The following is an 18,185-nucleotide window of genomic DNA, read 5'->3' on the forward strand; positions in this document are numbered from 1 at the left end:
TGAAAGACCGAAATGAAAGAACTGCTGAATCGCTTCGAGAACAAGGCGCCTGAGATCGTCTTCGAGTGGCACGACGCCGAGACGCCCGCCAAGGGCTGGGTGGTCATCAACTCACTGCGCGGTGGTGCTGCCGGTGGTGGCACGCGCATGCGCCCGGGGCTCGACCGGCGTGAGGTCGAGTCGCTGGCAAAGACCATGGAGGTCAAGTTCAGCGTCTCCGGCCCGGCCATCGGGGGCGCGAAGTCGGGCATTGATTTCGATCCCGCCGATCCGCGCAAGAACGACGTGCTGCGGCGCTGGTACAAGGCGGTGACGCCGCTGCTCAAGACCTACTATGGCACCGGTGGCGACCTGAACGTCGACGAGGTGCACGAGGTGATCCCCATCACGGAGAGCTACGGCTTGTGGCATCCGCAGGAGGGTGTCGTCAACGGCCACTTCGAGCCGAGCGACAGCGAGCGCATCCAGAAGGTCGGTCAGCTGCGCATGGGCGTGGCCAAGGTTGTCGAGGACCCGCGCTACACGCCTGACTCCGCCCGCAAGTACCTGGTGGCCGACCTGATCACGGGCTGGGGTGTGGCCGAATCGGTGCTTCACTACTACAGGCTCTACGGCGGCGAGGTCGCTGGCAAACGCGTCATCGTGCAGGGCTGGGGCAATGTGGGCTCTGCCGCGGCTTACTATCTTGCGCAAGCCGGCGCGCGCGTGGTCGGCATCATCGATCGCGAGGGCGGCCTGCTCAATCCCGACGGTTTCAGCTTCGAACAGATCCGCACGCTGTTCCTGCAGAAGAAGGGCAACCAATTGGCCGCGAAAGACATGCTTCCTTTCGACGTCATCAATCGTGCCGTCTGGTGCGCGGGCGCGGAGATCTTCCTGCCCTGCGCCGGGTCGCGCCTGGTGACGCAGCAGCAGATCGAGCAGTTGGTCAAGGGCGGGCTCGAAGTCGTGTCCAGCGGCGCCAACGTGCCCTTTGCCGATCGCGAGATCTTCTACGGCCCGATCTACGAGCAAGCCGATTCGAAGGTGGCGGTGATTCCCGACTTCATCGCCAATTGCGGCATGGCGCGCGCGTTCGCCTTCCTGATGCAGGACGACGTGGAGATTTCCGACGCGGCGATCTTCGACGACATCTCGGCCACCGTGGCGTCAGCGCTCGAACGCTGCCATGCGCGCTCCGGCGAGCGTACCGGCATTGCCCGCACCGCGTTCGAGAACGCGCTGACCGAGCTCGTCTGATGCGTGCACTCCGCTCACTCTCGTCGTCAACGCAACCACAGGATCAGTGCCATGCCGGATCTGTTTGAGAACCCGATGGGGCTGATGGGCTTCGAATTCGTCGAGTTCGCCTCGCCGACGCCCGACACGCTCGAGCCCTTCTTCGAAACGCTGGGCTTCCAGCTGGTGGCCAGGCACCGTTCCAAGGACGTGGCGCTGTACCGCCAGGGCGACATCAACTTCATCGTCAACCGCGAACCCCACAGCCCGGCGGCGTACTTCGCCGCGGAGCACGGTCCGTCGGCCTGCGGCATGGCGTTCCGGGTCAGGGACTCGCACAAGGCCTATGCGCGCGCACTCGAGCTCGGCGCCCAGCCGATCGAGATTGCCACCGGCCCGATGGAGTTACGCCTGCCGGCCATCAAGGGTATCGGCGGCGCGCCGCTCTATCTGATCGATCGCTTCGAGGACGGCAAGTCGATCTACGACATCGATTTCGAGTTCCTCGACGGCGTCGAGCGGCATCCAGTGGGTCACGGCCTGAAGCTGATCGACCACCTGACCCACAACGTCTACCGCGGCCGCATGGCCTTCTGGGCCAACTTCTACGAGAAGCTGTTCAACTTCCGCGAGATCCGCTACTTCGACATCCAGGGCGAGTACACCGGCCTGACCTCGAAGGCGATGACCGCGCCGGACGGCAAGATCCGCATTCCGCTGAACGAGGAATCCTCCAAGGGCTCGGGCCAGATCGAGGAGTTCCTCATGAAGTTCAACGGCGAGGGGATCCAGCACATCGCCCTGCTCAGCAACAACCTGGTCGACACCATCGACCAGCTCGGCCTGGCCGGCGTGCCGCTGATGACCGCGCCCAACGACATCTACTACGAAATGCTGGAGACCCGCCTGCCGGGCCATGGCCAGCCCGTGGCGGAACTGCAGGCGCGCGGCATCCTGCTCGACGGCACCACCGAGGGCGGGCAGCCGCGACTATTGCTGCAGATCTTCTCGGAGACCGCGTTCGGGGGGCCGGTGTTCTTCGAATTCATCCAGCGCAAGGGCGATGACGGCTTTGGCGAAGGCAACTTCAAGGCGCTCTTCCAGTCGATCGAGCGCGACCAGGTGCGTCGCGGGGTGCTGAGCGCGGCATGATCTTTTGGGGACCGACTCACTGGTCGGCTGGGCGCCGATGCAACATGCACGCTCCGCGCGTTCTCTCGCGGCCGCGGGGCCGACGTGCTGACGGTGCCGATCATCGTGACGCCCGCACCCGGAATCAAGCCCTGGCCTGGCCCATGGCCACCGAGATCGAGGATGCCACCGCCGCCCATTCTTCGCGCGTCAGGTGCGCGGCTGTCTGCGAATGCAGCAGGGAGTCTTCTTCGTCCAGATGGACGAGCATCAATCGGCGGTGCTCATGCAGTAGCGCTCCGACGCCCTCAGCTACGCTGGCCGCGCCCGAGGACGCGGCCCTCAATCTGGCCATGGCCTGCAGGAGCAGGTCATCGCAGCAATCGCGTGTGGATTCGAGGCGGAGCAGCAGGTCGTCGGCCTCCACCGATCTGCCGCGCAGCGTTTGCACCAGAACCACGCCTTTGGGCCGATGCGTGGTGTGATCGAATGCCTGCAGGCGCGCGATAAGCGCGGAAAGCGCCTTCGCTTGGGGGCTGCTGCAGACCCAAGCTCCGTCGTTCAGGGCGTCATTGACGAGGTTGAGCAATTCACGTATGCGCGCGTGCTCGGCGCGCAATACAGCCCATGCACATTCAGCTGCCAACATGTCTTTCTCCCCTTAGAGCGATGAGACACTTCTACTGCGTCCAGCGCAGGGCCGCAATATGATTTCAGCGGACGGGGAGGGCGCTGATGATCGTGTTTCGGACGGAGGCCCCACCCCTGGAAGCGGGTTGCCGTGCCGTTGTGGTTGGACGGCGCCGGGGCCGTGACCGAGGGATTCAAGTCCTGACTTCCCCCCGATGCCTCGGCCGCGCTTCAGTCCTCTTGTCCACGCGTGCACGCAAGAGCATGTCATGAAACAGTCGGGCCGCCGGCATGAGTTCACGCCCGCGTCGCCTGATCAACCCGATCACCCTCGTGATTTCTGGATCTTCAAGCGGGACGCTGACCAGCCCGGAGTGTCCTTTTGGAGGCATTGCCAGCCGCGGGACAACGCCCAGGCCGAGCCCCGCTTCGACAAGGCTCACCAAAGCCGGGACGTGACGCACCTCACACGTCCACTGCGGTTTTCGATCAATGCGGCTGAGTGCTTGGTCGATCAGGAAACGGTTGCCACTTCCCTGCGCAAGCGTCAGGTACTCATACTCCGACAACTCTTTCCAGGTCAGCCGCTTCCGCCTCGCAAGAGGATGCCCCACGGGGCATGCGACAACGAATCGCTCTTCCAACAGGGGCTCGAAATCGATGTCAGCTTCTTGGGTGCCGATGTACGTCAAACCAAAGTCGGCATCTCCCCGTGCTACTGCGACAAGGACCTCCGAGGAGTATTCATCGATAAGCCGGATGCGTACCTTCGGATACGAAGCGTGAAACCGCTTGATGACAGCTGGCAGGAAGTAACCGACGGCAGACGGGACGCAAGCAATCGTCACCAGGCCAGAGATGCGTTCCGTCGTGTCCTTGATACCGACAAGCGCGTCTTCCAGCTCACGCATGACGTTCTGAGCCCTGGGCACGAAAGCTCTGCCGACCGTCGTCAGTTCCACCTTCCGCGTCGTGCGGCTGAAGAGCTTGATGCCAAGCGCCATCTCGAGCTTGTCTATGCGACGAGACAGTGCCGACTGCGACAGGTGCAAGTTTTCCGAGGCAACCCGGAAGCTACCGAAATCCGCAACGGACAGAAATGCGCGGAGATCCGCGAGATCGAAATTCATGCGTTTCACGCAAAGGTAGAGCGAATCTTTGCAATTTACACCGAAGCGGACCCCCGCGAACATTCAAGCCTCGGCAGCGGCTGCAGTCAGGGGCCGCATCAACAAGGAGACATTGATGAGCACTTCGCCCGACGTTGGCACCAACCGAAGTTCGATTCGCCTTTCCATGCGCCAGTTGATCGGCGTTCTGGCAACCGTGGTGATGGCAGCCACAGTCCCTGTGGCCCATGCCGCTTGGCCCGAGAAGCCGATACGCCTGGTCGTGCCCTATGGTCCCGGCGGGAGTTCTGATGTCATTGCGCGCTTGATCGCCAACGAGATGTCAAAGACGCTGGGGCAGTCCGTGATCGTGGACAACAAGGCGGGGGGCTCCGGGATCATCGCCATGCAGGAAGCGGCACGCGCGGCACCGGATGGCTACAACATCGTCCTGGGGCATGTGGGTACTTTGGCTGTCAATCCGGCGATGTTTGCAAAGCTGCCGTACGGCGATGAGGACTTCGAGCCCGTTGCCTTGCTGGCCAAGGTGCCAATGGTGTTCGCCGTCGGAGCGAAGGTGCCCGCAGCAACCCTGCCGGAGTTCATCGCGCTGGCCAGGTCAAAGCCGGGCAAGCTGAACTATGGCTCTGCCGGCAACGGCAGCGCGGGTCATCTTGCCTTCGAGATGTTGAAGGTCACCGCCAACATCGATGTGACTCATGTTCCGTACAAGGGCACGGGAGCACAGCTCAACGACCTGCTGGCGGGTAACACGGACGCCGCCTCTGCCGGCCCTCCGGGCTTCATTGCGCAGGCCAAGGCAGGCAGGATAAAGATCATTGCGAGCGGCTCGCCTCGACGCCTGGCGGCGCTGCCCACGGTGCCTACCGTCGCCGAACTCGGCTATCCCGGCTTCGACAGCTCTCAATGGTTCGGTCTTCTTGCGCCGGCGAAGACGCCCCCCGAGATCGTGAGCCGGCTGCATGACGCCGCGGTCAAGGCATTGAGCGTGCCGGCGGTACGTGCACGGCTCGAGGAAGACGGCAGCACGGCGGCCCCCATGACGCCGACCGAGTTCGCCAAATACATCAAAGCCGAGCGCGAACGTTGGGGCAACGTGGTCCGCAAGTCCGGCCTCAAGGTCGACTGAGTCCCCCTTCATCACTTCATATTTTGCGAGACATCATGAACACCTCTGTTGCTGAAAAACGAGTCCAGCTGGAGTCCGAGTTGCTTGAACTTGGTGCGAAGGCCTTCGAGGGCCTTGGCCTGCTCCCCAAGGATGCGCGAGATGTCGCGAGGATTCTGGTGACGGCAGACCTCTTCGGCTTGTCGACGCACGGCCTCAGCCGCGTCGAGTCCTATGGGGAGCGCCTGAGTGTCGGCGGCATCAACGCGCGACCGGACATCAAGGTGGAACAGCGTGCGCCCGCCATCGTGAGTGTCGATGGCGACAATGGTGTCGGCCCGCTGGTCGGCATGCGCGCTCTGGAGGCAGCCATGGAGATGGCCAAGCAGACCGGCGTCGGCATTGCCTTCGCACGCGGCAGCAACCATTTCGGCCCAGTCTCGCCGTACTCGCTGATCGCAGCAGAGGCCGGGTTCGCCAGCATCATCGGCAGCAACGCCACCACCACCATCGCGCCATGGGGCGGCAGCGATGCCCGCCTGGGCAACAGCCCGGTTGGCTTTGGTGTGCCGAATCCCGGCGGCAAGCCGTTCCTGCTCGACATGGCCATCAGCGTTGCCGCCCGCGCCAAGATCCGCAACGCCCTCAAGCGCGGGGAATTGATTCCCGACACATGGGCCACTGACAAGGGCGGCCGGACCACAACGGATCCGGCGGCGGCCCTGGACGGTTTCCTGCTTCCTATTGGTGGCCACAAAGGCTACGGCCTCGCGCTGCTGGTCGACCTGTTCGCCGGCCTCCTGTCCGGCGCTGCCTATCTCACGCATGTGAAGTCATGGGTCGATGCGCCTGACGAGCCACAGAACCTCGGGCACTTCTTCATCCTGATCGACACGCGGCGCCTCGGGTCCACCGGATGGCTGACCGAGCGAATGAACGACTTCGCGGCGATCCTGCATGCCAGCCCCCCCGCAGAGGCGTCGCGACCCGTCCTCGTGCCAGGCGAGATCGAGTTGAACAACCTCGCGCGTCATCGGCGCGATGGCCTTGCACTCGATCCCGCGGTGCTGACCTTGCTCGAAGAGTACGCGGCCAAGGCATAGGCAGTCGGGCAGGTCTGGCGTTCTCACTTTTGAAAGGCCCCTCTGATGACAATTTCGCCTGAGATTCGTTCTGCGCTTGCGCCCACTGGCGTGCTGCGCGCCTCCATCAATCTTGGCAATCCAATCCTGGCACGGTGGGATGCAGGCCAGAACCTGGCAGCCGGTGTATCGGTCGACCTGGCCACCGGACTCGCAGGGCGCCTGCAGGTCGAACTCCGGCTCGTAGTGTTCGACGCCGCCGGAAAATCGGTGACCGCTGTCACTGGCGAGCAGGCTGACGTTGGCTTCTTTGCCGTCGATCCGCTGCGCGGAGAAGGTCTCCTGTTCACGGCACCCTACATCCTGATCGAGGGCAGTTACCTGGTTCGAAATGACTCCAGTATCGAAAGCAACGAGCAGGTGGATGTCGAAGGCGTTCGGATCATGGTCGGCAAGGGCAGTGCATACGACCTCCACTTGAGTCGCGAACTCAAGAATGCCCAGCTCGTTCGCGCAAACACGTCACCTGCCGTTGTGGACGAGTTTCTCGCGCAGAAGGTTGACGTAGCCGCGGGCGTGCGTCAGCAGCTTGCCTCAGACTCAGCGAGGTTGAATGGGCTGCGACTTCTGCCTGGCAGGTTCATGGTGATTCAGCAAGCGATGGGAACACCGCGCAGCAGGGGGATTGAAGCGGCCAACTATCTGCGCGAGTTCGTCGAAGATATGAAATCTTCAGGATTTGTTGCCGACGCCATGGCTCGCCATGACATCAAAGGTGCACTGGTTGCGCCGCCGCAATCGGATTGAGTGCTCGCAGCGTCCCGCGATTTCTCGTCAACCCGGATACTGTCAAACTGTGTCACTCTGGTCGAATATTGCCGTCGCGAACGACCTTGCCCATGCGCTGTGCCTGCTGCTGGATGAAGGTTGCGACGTCACCGGCCCCGCCCGTGAAGGGCTCGCCTCCAACGCTGGCGATCTTCTCCCTCACTTCCGGCGCGTCCAGCGCGGCTTTGAGCGCTTCGGTCAGCTTGACGACGATCGCAGGCGGCACACCCGCTGGCAGGAACATGCCGTTCCATTCGTATGCCTCTGCGTTGGCGACGCCCGCTTCGGCCAGCGTGGGCACATCGGGAAGGGAAGGCGATCGACGCGAGGCCATAACCGCCAGCGGACGCAGTTTGCCCGCCTTCATGTTCGAAAGCGACGACCCGATGTTCGCCACATACACGGGCACGTGGCCGCCCATCACGTCCGCCATCGCCGGGCTGCCCCCCTTGTAGGGCACATGGACCATCTGCACCTTGGCCTGCTGCAGGAACTGTTCGGTCGCCAGATGCTGCGTCGAGCCCGTGCCCGGTGACGCGTAAGAGATGCTGCCTGGCGCCGATCGTGCCTTCTGGACGAGGTCCGAAACGCTCTTCGCTTCGAAGCCCGGCGTGACCACCAGGACCAGGGGGAAGACGCCGAGGATGCCGACTGGCGTGAATGCCTTGGCCGTGTCGTAGGGCAGCTTGGGGAACAGCGATGGGTTGATGGCGTAACCGCCGCCATCCACCATCAGCGTGTAGCCGTCGGGCTTGCTGCGCGCAACGACCGCCGCCCCGATCTGCCCGGCGCCTCCGCCGCGATTCTCGATCACGACGGGCTGGCCCAGCGTGGCCGCCATTTTCGGCGCGACCAGTCGCGCCAGCATGTCGGCTGCGCCCCCTGCGGGGTAGGTGACGATCAAGGTGATCGGCTTGGTCGGCCAGGCATCCTCGGCGTGGCCGGCGAATGGCACCGCGCAGAGCGCGGCCAGTGCGAATGAATGGAGCTTGATACGAAGTGTCATGGTTGCCTCGGTTTTTTGGGGCCGCTCTGCTTTGGCGCTTCGCGGAGTTGGGAGTCAGGAAGGTCTGTCGGGTTCAATGAGCGCGATGTCCAGATCGAGCCCGGTTTCCCGGATTCGGAGCACGGCGGCATCCGACAGCCCGTTGTCTGTCACGACGACATCGAATTCATCCAGCGATGCCACGCGGTAGGTTCCATAGGTCCCGTACTTTGCACTGGTCGCCACGAGGACCCGCTGCGACGCGATCTCCATCGCTGCGCGCTTGACCTCGATCTTGGGCGCGGAAGGCGTCGTCACCCCGCGCTCCAGATCCCAAGAGCTGGCCGACAGGAACGCGAGGTCCGCCACCAGGCGGCGCAGCGTGGCCGCTGCCAACGGCCCGACGCTCGATCGGTTGGAGTGATCCAGGACGCCGCCCGTATGCACGACAGTCACCTGGGGCGAGTCGGCCAGCGTGAGTGCAATATGAAAATCGTTCGTGATCACCGTCATGTCGGCCAGTCGCACGATGTGAGGGACCAGGCAGGCCATCGTCGTGCCGGCGTCGAGGTAGACCGTCATTCCCGGCTTCAGCAATCGGGCGACGTGCGCTGCGATGCCGCGCTTTTGTGGTTGCTCGGTGACGGACTTGGCCTGGTGGCTGGGCTCGGTGACGAGGTGACTTGCAATCCGCACACCACCCGGGATCGCATACACACGACCGGACTCTTCCAGTGCCGCGACGTCACGACGCACGGTCATGTGGGAGCAGCCGAGCAGTTCCGTGAGCTGGTGGACGCTGAGCACCTGGTGCTTGTGCAGTTGCCGCACGATCATCTCTCGCCGCTGGTCGGGAATGAGCGTGGCGCCACGGGCGCTCTTGTCTTCCAGCGCGGGGCTGCGATCGCCGATGTCGAGGGGGAGTTCCATGGTTCGGATCGGGATGTGAGGGGTGGATCACCGCAAGCCGGCCAGCCAGGCTTCGCGCAGCGCCGGGTCATCGCCTGCGATGTCTTCGAGCAGGATCAAATCGCCGGCTCGAACGTCGCGCGCCGTCCGGGCGTGCGCTGCCAGGTAGAGAGGCGCGACGTTCGCGGGCGCGTTGGCGCGCACCAGCAGCACCGGCTTCACGCCGGTCACGTCGTGATGGTGGCCGCCCATGCGCAGCATCGTGCCGGCGGGGATCGTCTCGATGGCGCGCCCGGCCAGGATGGCATGCTGGGCTGGGTGATCACTGCCGGAAGCCCGGCCATGCAGGACGGCGTTGAGCAGGCTGATCGGCGTCTCGACACCCATGAAGTGGTAGGGGAGGTACATGCATGCGTAGCGGCCATTGCGGCTCACCACATGGCCCTTCTGCGCCAGCATCTGCCAGGTCGGGCCGTCGCCGGTGCGAACGACGACGAACACGCCACCGGCGAAGCTGGCTTCGCCGGGCAGGCGCAGCACGTTGAACACGTCGATCACGCCCGGTCGCTCGATGATGCCGCCGTCCGCGCGCAGGGCGTAGATGTCAGCCAGCTCGGCGATGCGGGCGACCGGATAGTGCATGGCCTCCACGTCGGCGACGAGGCCGGTGTTCGACGCCACCACGGCCATCTCGCAGTAGTCGGCCGTGGCGCTGGTCTTGAGCGTCTGCAGCGCCGCGCGGCGCGCGGCAAGCGTGGCGGGGATGTCGTCCCCGAGTATCAGCAGATCGGCCAGGGCCGCGGCGGAAACGGTTTCATCGAGCTGGCGCACCATGCCGGTCTGAGGGTCGAAGACGATGTCGTATTCACCCGACTTCCCCGCAGCGATGATCTCGAGGCCGAGTGTGCGCGCCCAGCTGACCCAGCCGATGAGGTTGGCCGGCTGGTCGCCATCCGCGGTGGTGTAGACCACGCCTCTGGACGCAGCCAGGCGCGATAGTGTCACGCCGGCAACGGTATCCACCTCCTTGCTGACCATCGCGACGTGGCGACCCGCGTCGATCGCTTCGCAGGCGACCCGATAGCCCACCTTGGGATTGCCGGTCGCCTCGACGAGGATGTCGTGCGGCACATCGCGCAGCAGCGCGGCATCGGCGACCAGACAAATGGCATCAGGCGGCGTGGCGGCCACTTCCTCAGCGCTGCTGCATTCGCGCAGGCGGGCGGCGGGGAAGCCGAGCTCCTCGCACAGCGCTCGCAGGCCCGGGAGATCGAGGTCGCACAGCGCGGCCGGCACCAGCCGGGGCATGCGTCGGGTCTGGGCAAGCAAGGTGCGGGCGAAGCCGCCTTTGGCGCCTGTCAGCGTGTAGCGCACTTCGCGATCAGGTTGGTCGGCGAAAAGGAGCTCGAAATTCATGGGTGTGTTCCTTGGAAGAGCAGGGGCGAGGCGCTTGGTGGTCATTATTCACAAAAAATCACAAGACGGAACAGTAATTCCCCGATGTTGTTCAAATTTGTGAATCGTAGTACCATTTCTTCACATTCTTGAATGGCGCGTACCAGCGTGCACAACCACATGGAAAAGCTTCGCCCCCTGCTGGGCTGTATCGCCGATGACTTCACCGGTGCCACCGATCTGGCGAATATCCTGGTCCGCGGTGGCATGCGCACCGTTCAGACCATCGGCGTGCCGTCAGAAGACCTGGCCGCCTCCCTCGATGCCGATGCGATCGTCGTCGCGCTGAAGTCGCGCACCGCGCCTGTCGAGCAGGCCGTATCCGAAAGCTTGCAGGCCCTCCGGTGGCTGCAGGGTCGGGGCTGCCGGCAATTCTTCTTCAAGTACTGCTCCACCTTCGACTCCACGTCCGCCGGCAATATCGGGCCCGTGGCCGAGGCCTTGCAGGCGGCGCTGGCCGCCGATTTCGCGATCGCCTGCCCGGCCTTTCCGGCAGCCGGACGCACGGCGTACATGGGGCACCTTTTCGTCCAACAGCGCCTGCTCAGCGAATCGGGCATGGAGAGGCACCCGCTCACCCCGATGCGCGATCCGGACCTGGTGCGCTTGTTGCAGGCTCAATCCCGGTCGAAGGTCGGGCTGATCGCCCACCCCGACGTGGCCGGCGGGGCCGCGGCGGTTCGCGAGCGGATCGCCGCGTTGCGCAGCCAGGGCGTGCGGCTGGCCATCGCCGACGCCATCTCGGACGCCGATCTGATCACGCTCGGCGAAGCCTGTGCGGACGCTCCCCTCGTGACGGGCGGCTCTGGCATGGCCCAGGGCCTGCCGGCCAATTTCCGTCGGAGCGGGACGCTGCCCGACGCCGACGCCTCGCTCCTGCCGCGCATCGCCGGCCCGGCCGTCGTGCTTTCGGGCAGTGCATCCGTGGCGACCAATGGCCAGGTCGCTGCCTGGCTTCGCGGCGGGCGCCGGGGCTTTCGCATCGAACCGCTCGCCCTGGCGCGCGGGGAATCGGTTGTGGCTGCGGCGCTCGACTTCATCGATGCAGGAGAGACGACGCTCGTCTATGCGACCAGCGGCGCCGATGAAGTGCGCCGGGTGCAGGCGGAACTCGGCGCGGCGCATGCCGGGGCACTGGTCGAGCAAGCCCTGGGGCAGATCGCGGCCCGGCTGCGCGAGCGGGGCACGCGTCGCTTCGTCGTGGCCGGCGGCGAGACCTCGGGCGCGGTTGTCCAGGCCCTGGGGCTGAGGGCGTTGCGGATCGGCGCTCAGATCGATCCCGGCGTGCCGGAGACGCATTCGTTCGGCGCGGGCGAGCCATTGGCCGTCGTCCTCAAGTCCGGCAACTTCGGCACCGAGGACTTCTTCGATAAAGCCCTGCGACACCTAGAGGGACCCGTCGCGTGACCGCAGGGCCGACCGACGAAACCCGCCTTCGGGAAGAAATTGCCGAGGTCGGGGCCAGCCTGCATGCGCGCGGCTACACCAGCGGAACCTCAGGCAATATCAGCGCGCGGCTGGCCGATGGGTGGCTCATCACCCCGACGGACGCTTGCCTCGGGCGGCTCGATCCGGCACGGCTCGCCAAGGTCACAGCGGACGGCGAATGGACGTCAGGTGATGCGCCCTCGAAGACGCTGGGTTTGCACCGCGCCATCTACGCGGGCAATGCGGGTGCGCAGTGTGTCCTGCACACGCATTCGACGCATCTGGTGGCTCTGACGCTGGTCGGCGCCTATTCCGAAGACGCCGTGCTGCCGCCGATCACCCCTTATCAGGTGATGAAGATCGGCCGCGTCCCGCTGATTCCGTATGCCCGGCCGGGCTCGCCCGTTGTGGCCGGCCAGGTCTCGGCGCTCGCCTGCGACGTGCGCGGGGTACTGCTGGAGCGTCTCGGACCGGTTGTCTGGAGTTCGAGCGTCACGCGCGCCGGCGCCGCGCTCGAAGAGCTGGAGGAAACGGCGCGACTCTGGCTGATGCGTGAGCCGCGACCGGCACGCTTGACCGATGCGCAGGTCCACGAACTCGAAATGGCGTTCGGCGTGCGCTGGTAGTCCGGGCGGTGGCGCGGGGCGAGGCGCATAATTTCTCATCCCCACCCTCCACGGGCACTGACATGGAAAAGCTCGATCAAGCGAAGGTCGTCTCCGTGCTTAACCGGCTTCTGGAAGCCGAGCTGGCCGGCGTGGTGCGCTACACCCACTACTCCTTCCTGGTGTTCGGATTCGGCCGGATTCCCATCGTCTCGTGGCTGCGCGAACAGGCCAACGAATCGCTGCTGCACGCGCAGCAGGTCGGCGAGTGGATCACCACGCTCGGCGAGTACCCCTCGCTCGCCATCGGGTCGCTGCTCGATTCGCACCAGCACGACATCGCCGCCATGCTGCGCGAATCGCTCGCCAGCGAGGCGCGTGCACTGGCCTTGTATCGCGAACTGCTGTCGCAGGTGGAAGGGCGCTCCGTGGCGCTGGAGGAGTTCGCGCGCCAGATGATCCACGCCGAGGAGTTGCACGCCGCGGACGTCGACAAGATGCTGCGCAAGCCAGGCGATGTGGCAGCGTTCTCGGCGAAGCCGGTGCCGTAGTTCATCGCCGGCGAGCCGACGTCCGGTTCCGGGCCGATGGTGACCAAAGCCTTCAACTGCGACTTCATGCCGATGCCCGCGATGGCGGCCACCAGGCACCATCGCGAGAAATCGCCCGGCGGCACGTGGGTCCAGTCCCAGTCATGGCGAGAGCGGTTTGTTCGCTGGGTCAACCTCTGCACGCCAAACCTGGAGAAATGGCGTCATGACCCTACTCACCTAAGTCTGTTTCCTTCAGGATCTAATTGACAACCGCCTTGGAGGAACGAATATGTCCCGATCGAGCACGCCCAGCGCGCTCGGCATATCGAGCGGCTTCGCTGGGCTGGGCCCGGCCCCGCTGACTGTCTTGGGGGTGGTTTTCTGGGCTTTGTCAGGCAGCGACTTTCGCCGTCGGGTAGGTGCTGCATTGATGGGCGCGGGCGTGGCGTGCTCGATGGGCTGCACCGTGGGGCATGGCCTGTATGCGCTTTCGGCCGCGAGCGCCATCGAGTTGCGACAAAGGGTTTCTAGTTCCCAGCAGCGCGTCGCAGACGACCTGAGAAAAGCCAACGAGGACAATGTCCAGCTTCGTCGCAGCATGCTCGATCTTTCCAACCAGATGGAGGAGTTGCGCAAAGAAGTCGCGAACGTGCGCGGACAAAACGAGGGGCTGGCCCATGGCATGGCCGATATGCAGCGAGGCCAGACGGGCACGGAACAGAGCGCTGGCGAGCGCAATGTTGCGTCGACCATGGTCTTGGTGGATGGCCAGCGGTTTGTCGTCGGCCCAGCCGAGAAGCATGCGTTTGAAGCGGCGCTTGCCACCCTCCGCGAAGGCGACATTGCCCAGGCACAAGATGGCCTTGTGGCTTTCGTCAAGCACTATCCGCAAAGCAGATACAAGCCTTCTGCGCTGTTTTGGCTGGGTAGTGTCCAGTACGCCCTGCACAACTACTTGGACGCTGAAGTCAATTTCCGGGCGCTGGTGACGGCCGAGCCCAGTCATTTGCGCGCACCCGACGCGCTGTTGTCCGTGGCCGATTGCCAAGTAGAACTCATGAATGTCAAAGCGGCCCGCCGGACGCTTCAAGACGTCGTAGACGCGTATCCAGAATCCGAAGCGGCTGACGTGGCCGAGGAACGCCTGGCCAAGCTCCAATGAGCCAGCACGCGCGGCTGATTGGTGACGCGGACTAAAGCGCTTCCAAGCGACCGTTCGGTTTCGCGAACTTGGTTGTCACCCGTGCCGGCAAGGCCCTCTCAGGTTGTTGCCTCCAAGCCTCCGCGAGCCGATGCTCCATACCCAACGAGCAACGCCAGGACGAAGGCCGCGAAGGCATCAGGGAAAGCCGACGAGCTGCGCGAATTCGAGCGCGCTCGCTCGCGGCATGCGGACCTGGTTCACAGGTGCCGTGTCCTGTGCGAAGCCCATGGACATTCCGCAGGCCGTCACGTGATGCGGCGCCATGCGCAGGTGCGTCGCGATCACGGGATGGAAGCGCGCGAACGAGACCTGCGGGCAGGTGGCCAGCCCACGCGCACCTGCGGCGATCATCACGCCTTGCACGAACAGCCCCAAGTCCAGCCAACTGTGTGCCGTCAGCCGCGAGTCGATGCTGAAGATGAGCCCGACGGGCGCGCCAAAGAAGTGGAAGTTCCGCTCGGTCTGCGCTGACCGGGCCGCGGCATCCAGCCGGTCGATGCCCAGGCACCCGTAGTAGCGGGCCGCGAAGTCCGCCTGACGTGCACCGAAGTCTGGCGGGAGCGGATCCGGAAAATGGGAGGAGGGCGGCAGAAGGTCCTCGCGGAAGCTCTTGACCAGGGCATCCCCTAGTTCGCGCATGGGCGCGCCGGCCAGCACATGCACGCGCCACGGCTGAGTGTTCGAGTTGCTGGGTGCGGTGGCAGCGCAGTCGAGGATGTCGAGCACCGCTCGCGCGGACACAGGGTCCGTTTTGTAGGCGCGCGTCGACCGACGCGATCGCAGGATCTGGTCCACGCAGTGGGTGAACATGTCTCACTCCTCGGAGCGGAACCCGGAGGCGCGAACGATGGGCGCCCAGAAATCCCGCTCGCGCTGCAACTGCTTCGCGTACTCCTGCGGTGCGAGCGTCAGTGGCTCGAGGCCGATCTGCTCGAAGGCCGTGCGCAGCGCAGGGTCCTTGGTCGCAGACACCATCGCCGTGTGCAGCGCCTCGATGGTGCTTTCAGGCGTGCCGGGAGGCGCGAAGATCCCATAGGTCTCGACGCCGCGAACTTTGGGAAACCCCTGCTCGGTGAAGGTCGCCACCTTGGGCAGGAAGGGTGTGCGCTTGTCGCCGGTGACGCCGAGGATCCGGATGCGTCCTTGCTGCAGGTAGGGCAGGAAATCCGCAACGAAGCCGAAGTAGGCCGGGATCTGTCCTCCGATCAGGTCCTGCATGGCAGGGGCGGACCCGCGGTATCCGACGTGCTGCAGCTTCAGCCCTGCCGCATCGGAGAACTGATACCCCAGGAAATGCGCAAAGGAGCCGGCGGCCGGGGAGGCATAGCTGGCGGCGTCTTGTGCGCGACGGACCCAGTCGACATAGGTCTTCACGTCGACAACGCCGGCAGGTGCGGTGCTGCTGACTGCGAATGCACAGGTGGCGGCGACCAGCGGTGACACGGGCCGCAGGTCTGCTGCCGGGTCGTACATGAGTCGCGAATACACGTGCGGGTAGATGGTCAGCGCGGAGGTGTGCGTGCAAAGAAGCGTGCCACCGTCGGGCCGTTCGCGCTTGAGCTGGCTGCTGGCGATGCGCCCGGCCGCACCCACCCGGTTGTCGACGATGTACTGGCGCCCCTGCTTGCGCCAGGCTTCCGCCAGCTGGCGTGCGGTCGTGTCGAGGGTGCCTCCGGCCGGATAGCCCACGAGAAGCTTGCCGACGCCGGCCGTCGCCTGTGAGAACGAGGGCGGGAGCCAGCTCGCTGCCGGCACTGTCAAGGCGATCCGCGCAAATGCGCGACGGTTCATTGCGTTCATTCTGCACCCCACACGGTTGGACGATTCGAAGTGGCGGAATGATGGTGGCCAGACGGGCCGAAGGGAACTGAAGTATTTGCAAGAGCAAGTTGCACGCCGTGCACTTGGGCGGCGCCAGCTAGCCGAGGGCCTCCTCGGTCAACCGCGCTGCGTTGGCAACCATCTCGCGCAGCCAGTTGTGCCCCACGTCATGCTCGTCCCGGCGATGCCAGACTGCGCGGATCGTCGAGGTCCCCGCCGGGTAGGGCGGAGGTCGCCGCAGCAAGTCGCCGTGCTTGGCCAGCGCGACAGCAAGCGACGCCGGCACGATGGACAGCATGTCGGTGTCCCGAAGGAGCTCCGGTATCGCCAGCGAGTGCGGGACGGTCACGCGCGTGCGGGGAACCTCGCTCAATTCGCGCAGAGCCTCTTCGAGCGCCTGCCGATCGAACATCTCGGACTGCCGTGCGAGGCCGCGCTCCAGGAAGAAGCCTCCCACCGCCCCTTCCTCCTGGCCCCCTACCGAGAGGGTGACCAGCGGGAACCTGGTCATGTCGCGCAAGCTGAGCTTGCGGCGCGAGGCAGGGTGCCCCTTGCGCATCAGGATGGCTTCGCCCTGGGACATCAGCGTGCGCGAGTTCAGGCGGCCCGGCACCTGGGCGAAGATGCCGATGGCGAGGTCGATGCGTCCAAGATCGATCTGCTCTGCCAGGTCGAGCCGGGTCGAGGGCCGGATCACGAGGTCCACGCCGGGCGCCGTGTGCTCGAGCTCGCGGGACAGCGGGGCAATGATCACCGCGGTGAGATGGTCGTTCGCCGCGATCACGAAGCGCCGCTTCGATTCCTGCGCAGAGAAAGGCTCCACGCCCAGCGTAGCCTGGATCTGGCGCAGCGCATCGCGCAAGGCTGGCGCCATGGCGGCAGCTCGACCGGTGGGAATCATGCCCTTGCCCGTGCGCATGAAGAGCTCGTCGCCCACCAGTTCGCGCAGCCTTCCCAGCGCGTGGCTCACCGCGGACTGGGTCAGGTTCAGCCGCTTGCCCGCGACGACCAGGTTGCGCTCTTCATAGATCGCATCGAAGACCTTGAGCAGGTTGAGGTCCATGCGGCCAAAGCTCATCTGGCGCTCTCCCGGCAAATTGAACGGCATGCATTATGAGCTTGCAGAAGCATCAGTTCCCTTCAGTGCGATCACGGCCGATGATTGCCTTCAGATCATCGCAGGAGCGCACACACCATGACCACCGAGACCGTTGTCCGAGACCGCGAAGCGCTGATCGAGCGCTCGGCTTCCTTCCTCGAGGAAGTGAAGGACATGACCGCAGGCACGGCTGTCGAACGCTGGCTGAACCAGAAGTACGGTCCGGACAGCGAGCTCTACCAGACCCTCGCCCATCTGGTGAGGAAGGGCGTGGAGGACGGCTGGGCAGCCAACGTCGAGATCGACGGCCCTGCCTACCGTCGCAGCCGCATTGCCGAACCAACCGAGCGCACGCAGCACTTCAGCATCACCGCGGTGTACATGGACAGCACCGGCAACAGCCAGGGTCATGCAGACCACCGGCTTCGGGGCCAGTACCACGGGCACCCCTACGGCGAGTTCAACATGGTCGTGCCCGTCACGCCTGGCGCTGCCCTGAACGGCCCCAACGGCTGGTGCTTCGGCGGGTGGACCGCACCGTCTCCGGGCAGCCAGCACTATCCGGAGGCCAAGGAGGGCGCCGTGATCGCTCTTTTCTTCCTGCCCTCGGGTCGGATCTCCTACCACGCTGCGCCGCAGGAGTGAGCGATGGACAATTCAGCAAGTCAACTGGCGCAGGAGGCCATCGCGCAATGCGTGTCGAGCGTCGTGCGCTCCCGTTGCGCCACCCGGGCTTTCAAGCCGCTGCCGCTCGATCGCAACTGGTCGAAGACATCCTGGAGGATGCCGCGACGGCGCCCAGCGGGGCCAACATCCAGCCCTGGCGCGTCTGCGTGGTCGGTGGCAGCGCCAAGGACGAACTGGCCGACGCGATGCTGGCGGCCTCTCGCGCAGGCTCCGTGCCGGCGCCCGCGCACTTCCCCGATCCGCTGCCGAAGGTGTTACGCGGGCGACTGCAGGATTTCGGCGCGCGCTACTACGCGTCCCTCGGCATCGATCGGAACGACGCGCCCGCGTGA

General features: G+C 65.0%; 19 protein-coding genes. 11 read left to right on the forward strand and 8 right to left on the reverse strand.

Going from position 1 to position 18,185, the window contains the following annotated elements; genetic code table 11:
* The first annotated feature begins 12 nt into the window (after nucleotides 1–12).
* Nucleotides 13–1,239, forward strand: coding sequence for a Glu/Leu/Phe/Val dehydrogenase dimerization domain-containing protein (locus tag QZH52_RS17545; RefSeq protein WP_301811335.1), 1,227 nt, complete (start codon nucleotides 13–15; stop codon nucleotides 1,237–1,239).
* Nucleotides 1,240–1,290: 51 nt separating this feature from the next.
* On the forward strand, nucleotides 1,291–2,370 hold the full coding sequence (gene hppD, locus QZH52_RS17550; protein ID WP_301811338.1) for a 4-hydroxyphenylpyruvate dioxygenase: 1,080 nt from the start codon (nucleotides 1,291–1,293) through the stop codon (nucleotides 2,368–2,370).
* Nucleotides 2,371–2,494: 124 nt separating this feature from the next.
* On the opposite strand, the gene QZH52_RS17555 is transcribed toward hppD, so the two are convergent.
* Both QZH52_RS17555 and QZH52_RS17560 read right to left on the reverse strand, forming a co-directional pair.
* Nucleotides 2,495–2,998 carry a hemerythrin domain-containing protein gene (locus QZH52_RS17555; protein ID WP_301811340.1) on the reverse strand — a complete coding sequence of 168 codons (504 nt, stop codon included), beginning with the start codon at nucleotides 2,996–2,998 and terminating at the stop codon, nucleotides 2,495–2,497.
* 175 nt (nucleotides 2,999–3,173) lie between these two features.
* The gene (locus tag QZH52_RS17560) at nucleotides 3,174–4,109 is read right to left on the reverse strand and encodes a LysR family transcriptional regulator (protein ID WP_301811342.1); all 936 of its coding nucleotides are present in this window, start codon (nucleotides 4,107–4,109) and stop codon (nucleotides 3,174–3,176) included.
* A gap of 115 nt (nucleotides 4,110–4,224) precedes the next feature.
* On the opposite strand from QZH52_RS17560, the gene QZH52_RS17565 reads away from it, so the two are divergent.
* Genes QZH52_RS17565 through QZH52_RS17575 form a run of 3 tightly spaced genes read left to right on the forward strand, consistent with a single transcriptional unit; the run spans nucleotide 4,225 to nucleotide 7,106 of the window.
* A complete protein-coding gene (locus QZH52_RS17565) occupies nucleotides 4,225–5,238 on the forward strand; it encodes a Bug family tripartite tricarboxylate transporter substrate binding protein (protein WP_366919304.1) in 1,014 nt (337 codons plus the stop codon).
* 35 nt (nucleotides 5,239–5,273) lie between these two features.
* Nucleotides 5,274–6,320: an Ldh family oxidoreductase gene (locus QZH52_RS17570; RefSeq protein WP_301811344.1), complete on the forward strand. Its 1,047-nt coding sequence runs from the start codon at nucleotides 5,274–5,276 to the stop codon at nucleotides 6,318–6,320.
* A 45-nt stretch (nucleotides 6,321–6,365) separates the two neighbouring features.
* Entirely contained in the window at nucleotides 6,366–7,106 is a 741-nt protein-coding gene (locus tag QZH52_RS17575) for an ABC transporter substrate-binding protein (protein WP_301811346.1), read from the forward strand.
* 52 nt (nucleotides 7,107–7,158) lie between these two features.
* Here QZH52_RS17575 and QZH52_RS17580 read toward each other — a convergent pair whose 3' ends face one another.
* From QZH52_RS17580 to QZH52_RS17590, 3 genes are all read right to left on the reverse strand, one after another.
* On the reverse strand, nucleotides 7,159–8,031 hold the full coding sequence (locus QZH52_RS17580) for a tripartite tricarboxylate transporter substrate binding protein (protein WP_301811348.1): 873 nt from the start codon (nucleotides 8,029–8,031) through the stop codon (nucleotides 7,159–7,161).
* A 156-nt stretch (nucleotides 8,032–8,187) separates the two neighbouring features.
* Entirely contained in the window at nucleotides 8,188–9,042 is an 855-nt protein-coding gene (locus tag QZH52_RS17585) for a DeoR/GlpR family DNA-binding transcription regulator (protein WP_301811350.1), read from the reverse strand.
* Nucleotides 9,043–9,069: 27 nt separating this feature from the next.
* Entirely contained in the window at nucleotides 9,070–10,437 is a 1,368-nt protein-coding gene (locus QZH52_RS17590; RefSeq protein ID WP_301811352.1) for a homoserine dehydrogenase, read from the reverse strand.
* A gap of 159 nt (nucleotides 10,438–10,596) precedes the next feature.
* On the opposite strand from QZH52_RS17590, the gene otnK reads away from it, so the two are divergent.
* The 4 genes from otnK to ybgF all read left to right on the forward strand — a co-directional run bounded on the left by otnK (nucleotide 10,597) and on the right by ybgF (nucleotide 14,204).
* Nucleotides 10,597–11,883, forward strand: coding sequence for a 3-oxo-tetronate kinase (otnK, locus tag QZH52_RS17595; protein WP_301811354.1), 1,287 nt, complete (start codon nucleotides 10,597–10,599; stop codon nucleotides 11,881–11,883).
* On the forward strand, nucleotides 11,880–12,530 hold the full coding sequence (gene otnC / locus QZH52_RS17600; RefSeq protein ID WP_301811356.1) for a 3-oxo-tetronate 4-phosphate decarboxylase: 651 nt from the start codon (nucleotides 11,880–11,882) through the stop codon (nucleotides 12,528–12,530). The genes otnK and otnC overlap by 4 nt, the downstream gene beginning before the upstream one ends.
* A gap of 62 nt (nucleotides 12,531–12,592) precedes the next feature.
* Entirely contained in the window at nucleotides 12,593–13,060 is a 468-nt protein-coding gene (locus tag QZH52_RS17605) for a ferritin-like domain-containing protein (protein WP_301811357.1), read from the forward strand.
* A gap of 271 nt (nucleotides 13,061–13,331) precedes the next feature.
* Entirely contained in the window at nucleotides 13,332–14,204 is an 873-nt protein-coding gene (gene ybgF, locus QZH52_RS17610; RefSeq protein ID WP_301811359.1) for a tol-pal system protein YbgF, read from the forward strand.
* A gap of 177 nt (nucleotides 14,205–14,381) precedes the next feature.
* Here ybgF and QZH52_RS17615 read toward each other — a convergent pair whose 3' ends face one another.
* The 3 genes from QZH52_RS17615 to QZH52_RS17625 all read right to left on the reverse strand — a co-directional run bounded on the left by QZH52_RS17615 (nucleotide 14,382) and on the right by QZH52_RS17625 (nucleotide 17,145).
* Entirely contained in the window at nucleotides 14,382–15,056 is a 675-nt protein-coding gene (locus tag QZH52_RS17615; RefSeq protein WP_301811361.1) for a nitroreductase, read from the reverse strand.
* A gap of 3 nt (nucleotides 15,057–15,059) precedes the next feature.
* On the reverse strand, nucleotides 15,060–16,037 hold the full coding sequence (locus QZH52_RS17620) for a tripartite tricarboxylate transporter substrate-binding protein (protein WP_301811364.1): 978 nt from the start codon (nucleotides 16,035–16,037) through the stop codon (nucleotides 15,060–15,062).
* Between the two features lie 127 nt (nucleotides 16,038–16,164).
* Nucleotides 16,165–17,145, reverse strand: coding sequence for a LysR family transcriptional regulator (locus tag QZH52_RS17625; protein ID WP_301811366.1), 981 nt, complete (start codon nucleotides 17,143–17,145; stop codon nucleotides 16,165–16,167).
* A gap of 117 nt (nucleotides 17,146–17,262) precedes the next feature.
* Here QZH52_RS17625 and QZH52_RS17630 point away from each other — a divergent pair, with 117 nt between their 5' ends.
* Nucleotides 17,263–17,811: a 4-hydroxylaminobenzoate lyase gene (locus tag QZH52_RS17630; RefSeq protein WP_301811368.1), complete on the forward strand. Its 549-nt coding sequence runs from the start codon at nucleotides 17,263–17,265 to the stop codon at nucleotides 17,809–17,811.
* Nucleotides 17,812–17,858: 47 nt separating this feature from the next.
* Complete coding sequence (locus tag QZH52_RS17635) at nucleotides 17,859–18,185, forward strand: nitroreductase family protein (protein ID WP_301811371.1); 327 nt, start codon at nucleotides 17,859–17,861, stop codon at nucleotides 18,183–18,185.

It is taken from the genome of Variovorax ginsengisoli (genome assembly GCF_030486595.1).
Classification (GTDB): domain Bacteria; phylum Pseudomonadota; class Gammaproteobacteria; order Burkholderiales; family Burkholderiaceae_C; genus Variovorax; species Variovorax ginsengisoli_B.

What these genes read in the sequence shown, in the direction of transcription:
- QZH52_RS17585 (WP_301811350.1), bottom strand. Translation starts at nt 9,042, where the DNA reads ATGGAACTCCCCCTCGACATCGGCGATCGCAGCCCCGCGCTGGAAGAC.
- QZH52_RS17615 (WP_301811361.1), bottom strand. Translation starts at nt 15,056, where the DNA reads ATGTTCACCCACTGCGTGGACCAGATCCTGCGATCGCGTCGGTCGACG.
- QZH52_RS17630 (WP_301811368.1), top strand. Translation starts at nt 17,263, where the DNA reads ATGACCACCGAGACCGTTGTCCGAGACCGCGAAGCGCTGATCGAGCGC.
- QZH52_RS17620 (WP_301811364.1), bottom strand. Translation starts at nt 16,037, where the DNA reads ATGAACCGTCGCGCATTTGCGCGGATCGCCTTGACAGTGCCGGCAGCG.
- QZH52_RS17635 (WP_301811371.1), top strand. Translation starts at nt 17,859, where the DNA reads ATGCGTGTCGAGCGTCGTGCGCTCCCGTTGCGCCACCCGGGCTTTCAA.
- QZH52_RS17575 (WP_301811346.1), top strand. Translation starts at nt 6,366, where the DNA reads ATGACAATTTCGCCTGAGATTCGTTCTGCGCTTGCGCCCACTGGCGTG.
- QZH52_RS17560 (WP_301811342.1), bottom strand. Translation starts at nt 4,109, where the DNA reads ATGAATTTCGATCTCGCGGATCTCCGCGCATTTCTGTCCGTTGCGGAT.
- ybgF (WP_301811359.1), top strand. Translation starts at nt 13,332, where the DNA reads ATGTCCCGATCGAGCACGCCCAGCGCGCTCGGCATATCGAGCGGCTTC.
- QZH52_RS17625 (WP_301811366.1), bottom strand. Translation starts at nt 17,145, where the DNA reads ATGAGCTTTGGCCGCATGGACCTCAACCTGCTCAAGGTCTTCGATGCG.
- QZH52_RS17605 (WP_301811357.1), top strand. Translation starts at nt 12,593, where the DNA reads ATGGAAAAGCTCGATCAAGCGAAGGTCGTCTCCGTGCTTAACCGGCTT.
- QZH52_RS17565 (WP_366919304.1), top strand. Translation starts at nt 4,225, where the DNA reads ATGAGCACTTCGCCCGACGTTGGCACCAACCGAAGTTCGATTCGCCTT.
- QZH52_RS17590 (WP_301811352.1), bottom strand. Translation starts at nt 10,437, where the DNA reads ATGAATTTCGAGCTCCTTTTCGCCGACCAACCTGATCGCGAAGTGCGC.
- otnK (WP_301811354.1), top strand. Translation starts at nt 10,597, where the DNA reads ATGGAAAAGCTTCGCCCCCTGCTGGGCTGTATCGCCGATGACTTCACC.
- QZH52_RS17555 (WP_301811340.1), bottom strand. Translation starts at nt 2,998, where the DNA reads ATGTTGGCAGCTGAATGTGCATGGGCTGTATTGCGCGCCGAGCACGCG.
- QZH52_RS17545 (WP_301811335.1), top strand. Translation starts at nt 13, where the DNA reads ATGAAAGAACTGCTGAATCGCTTCGAGAACAAGGCGCCTGAGATCGTC.
- QZH52_RS17570 (WP_301811344.1), top strand. Translation starts at nt 5,274, where the DNA reads ATGAACACCTCTGTTGCTGAAAAACGAGTCCAGCTGGAGTCCGAGTTG.
- hppD (WP_301811338.1), top strand. Translation starts at nt 1,291, where the DNA reads ATGCCGGATCTGTTTGAGAACCCGATGGGGCTGATGGGCTTCGAATTC.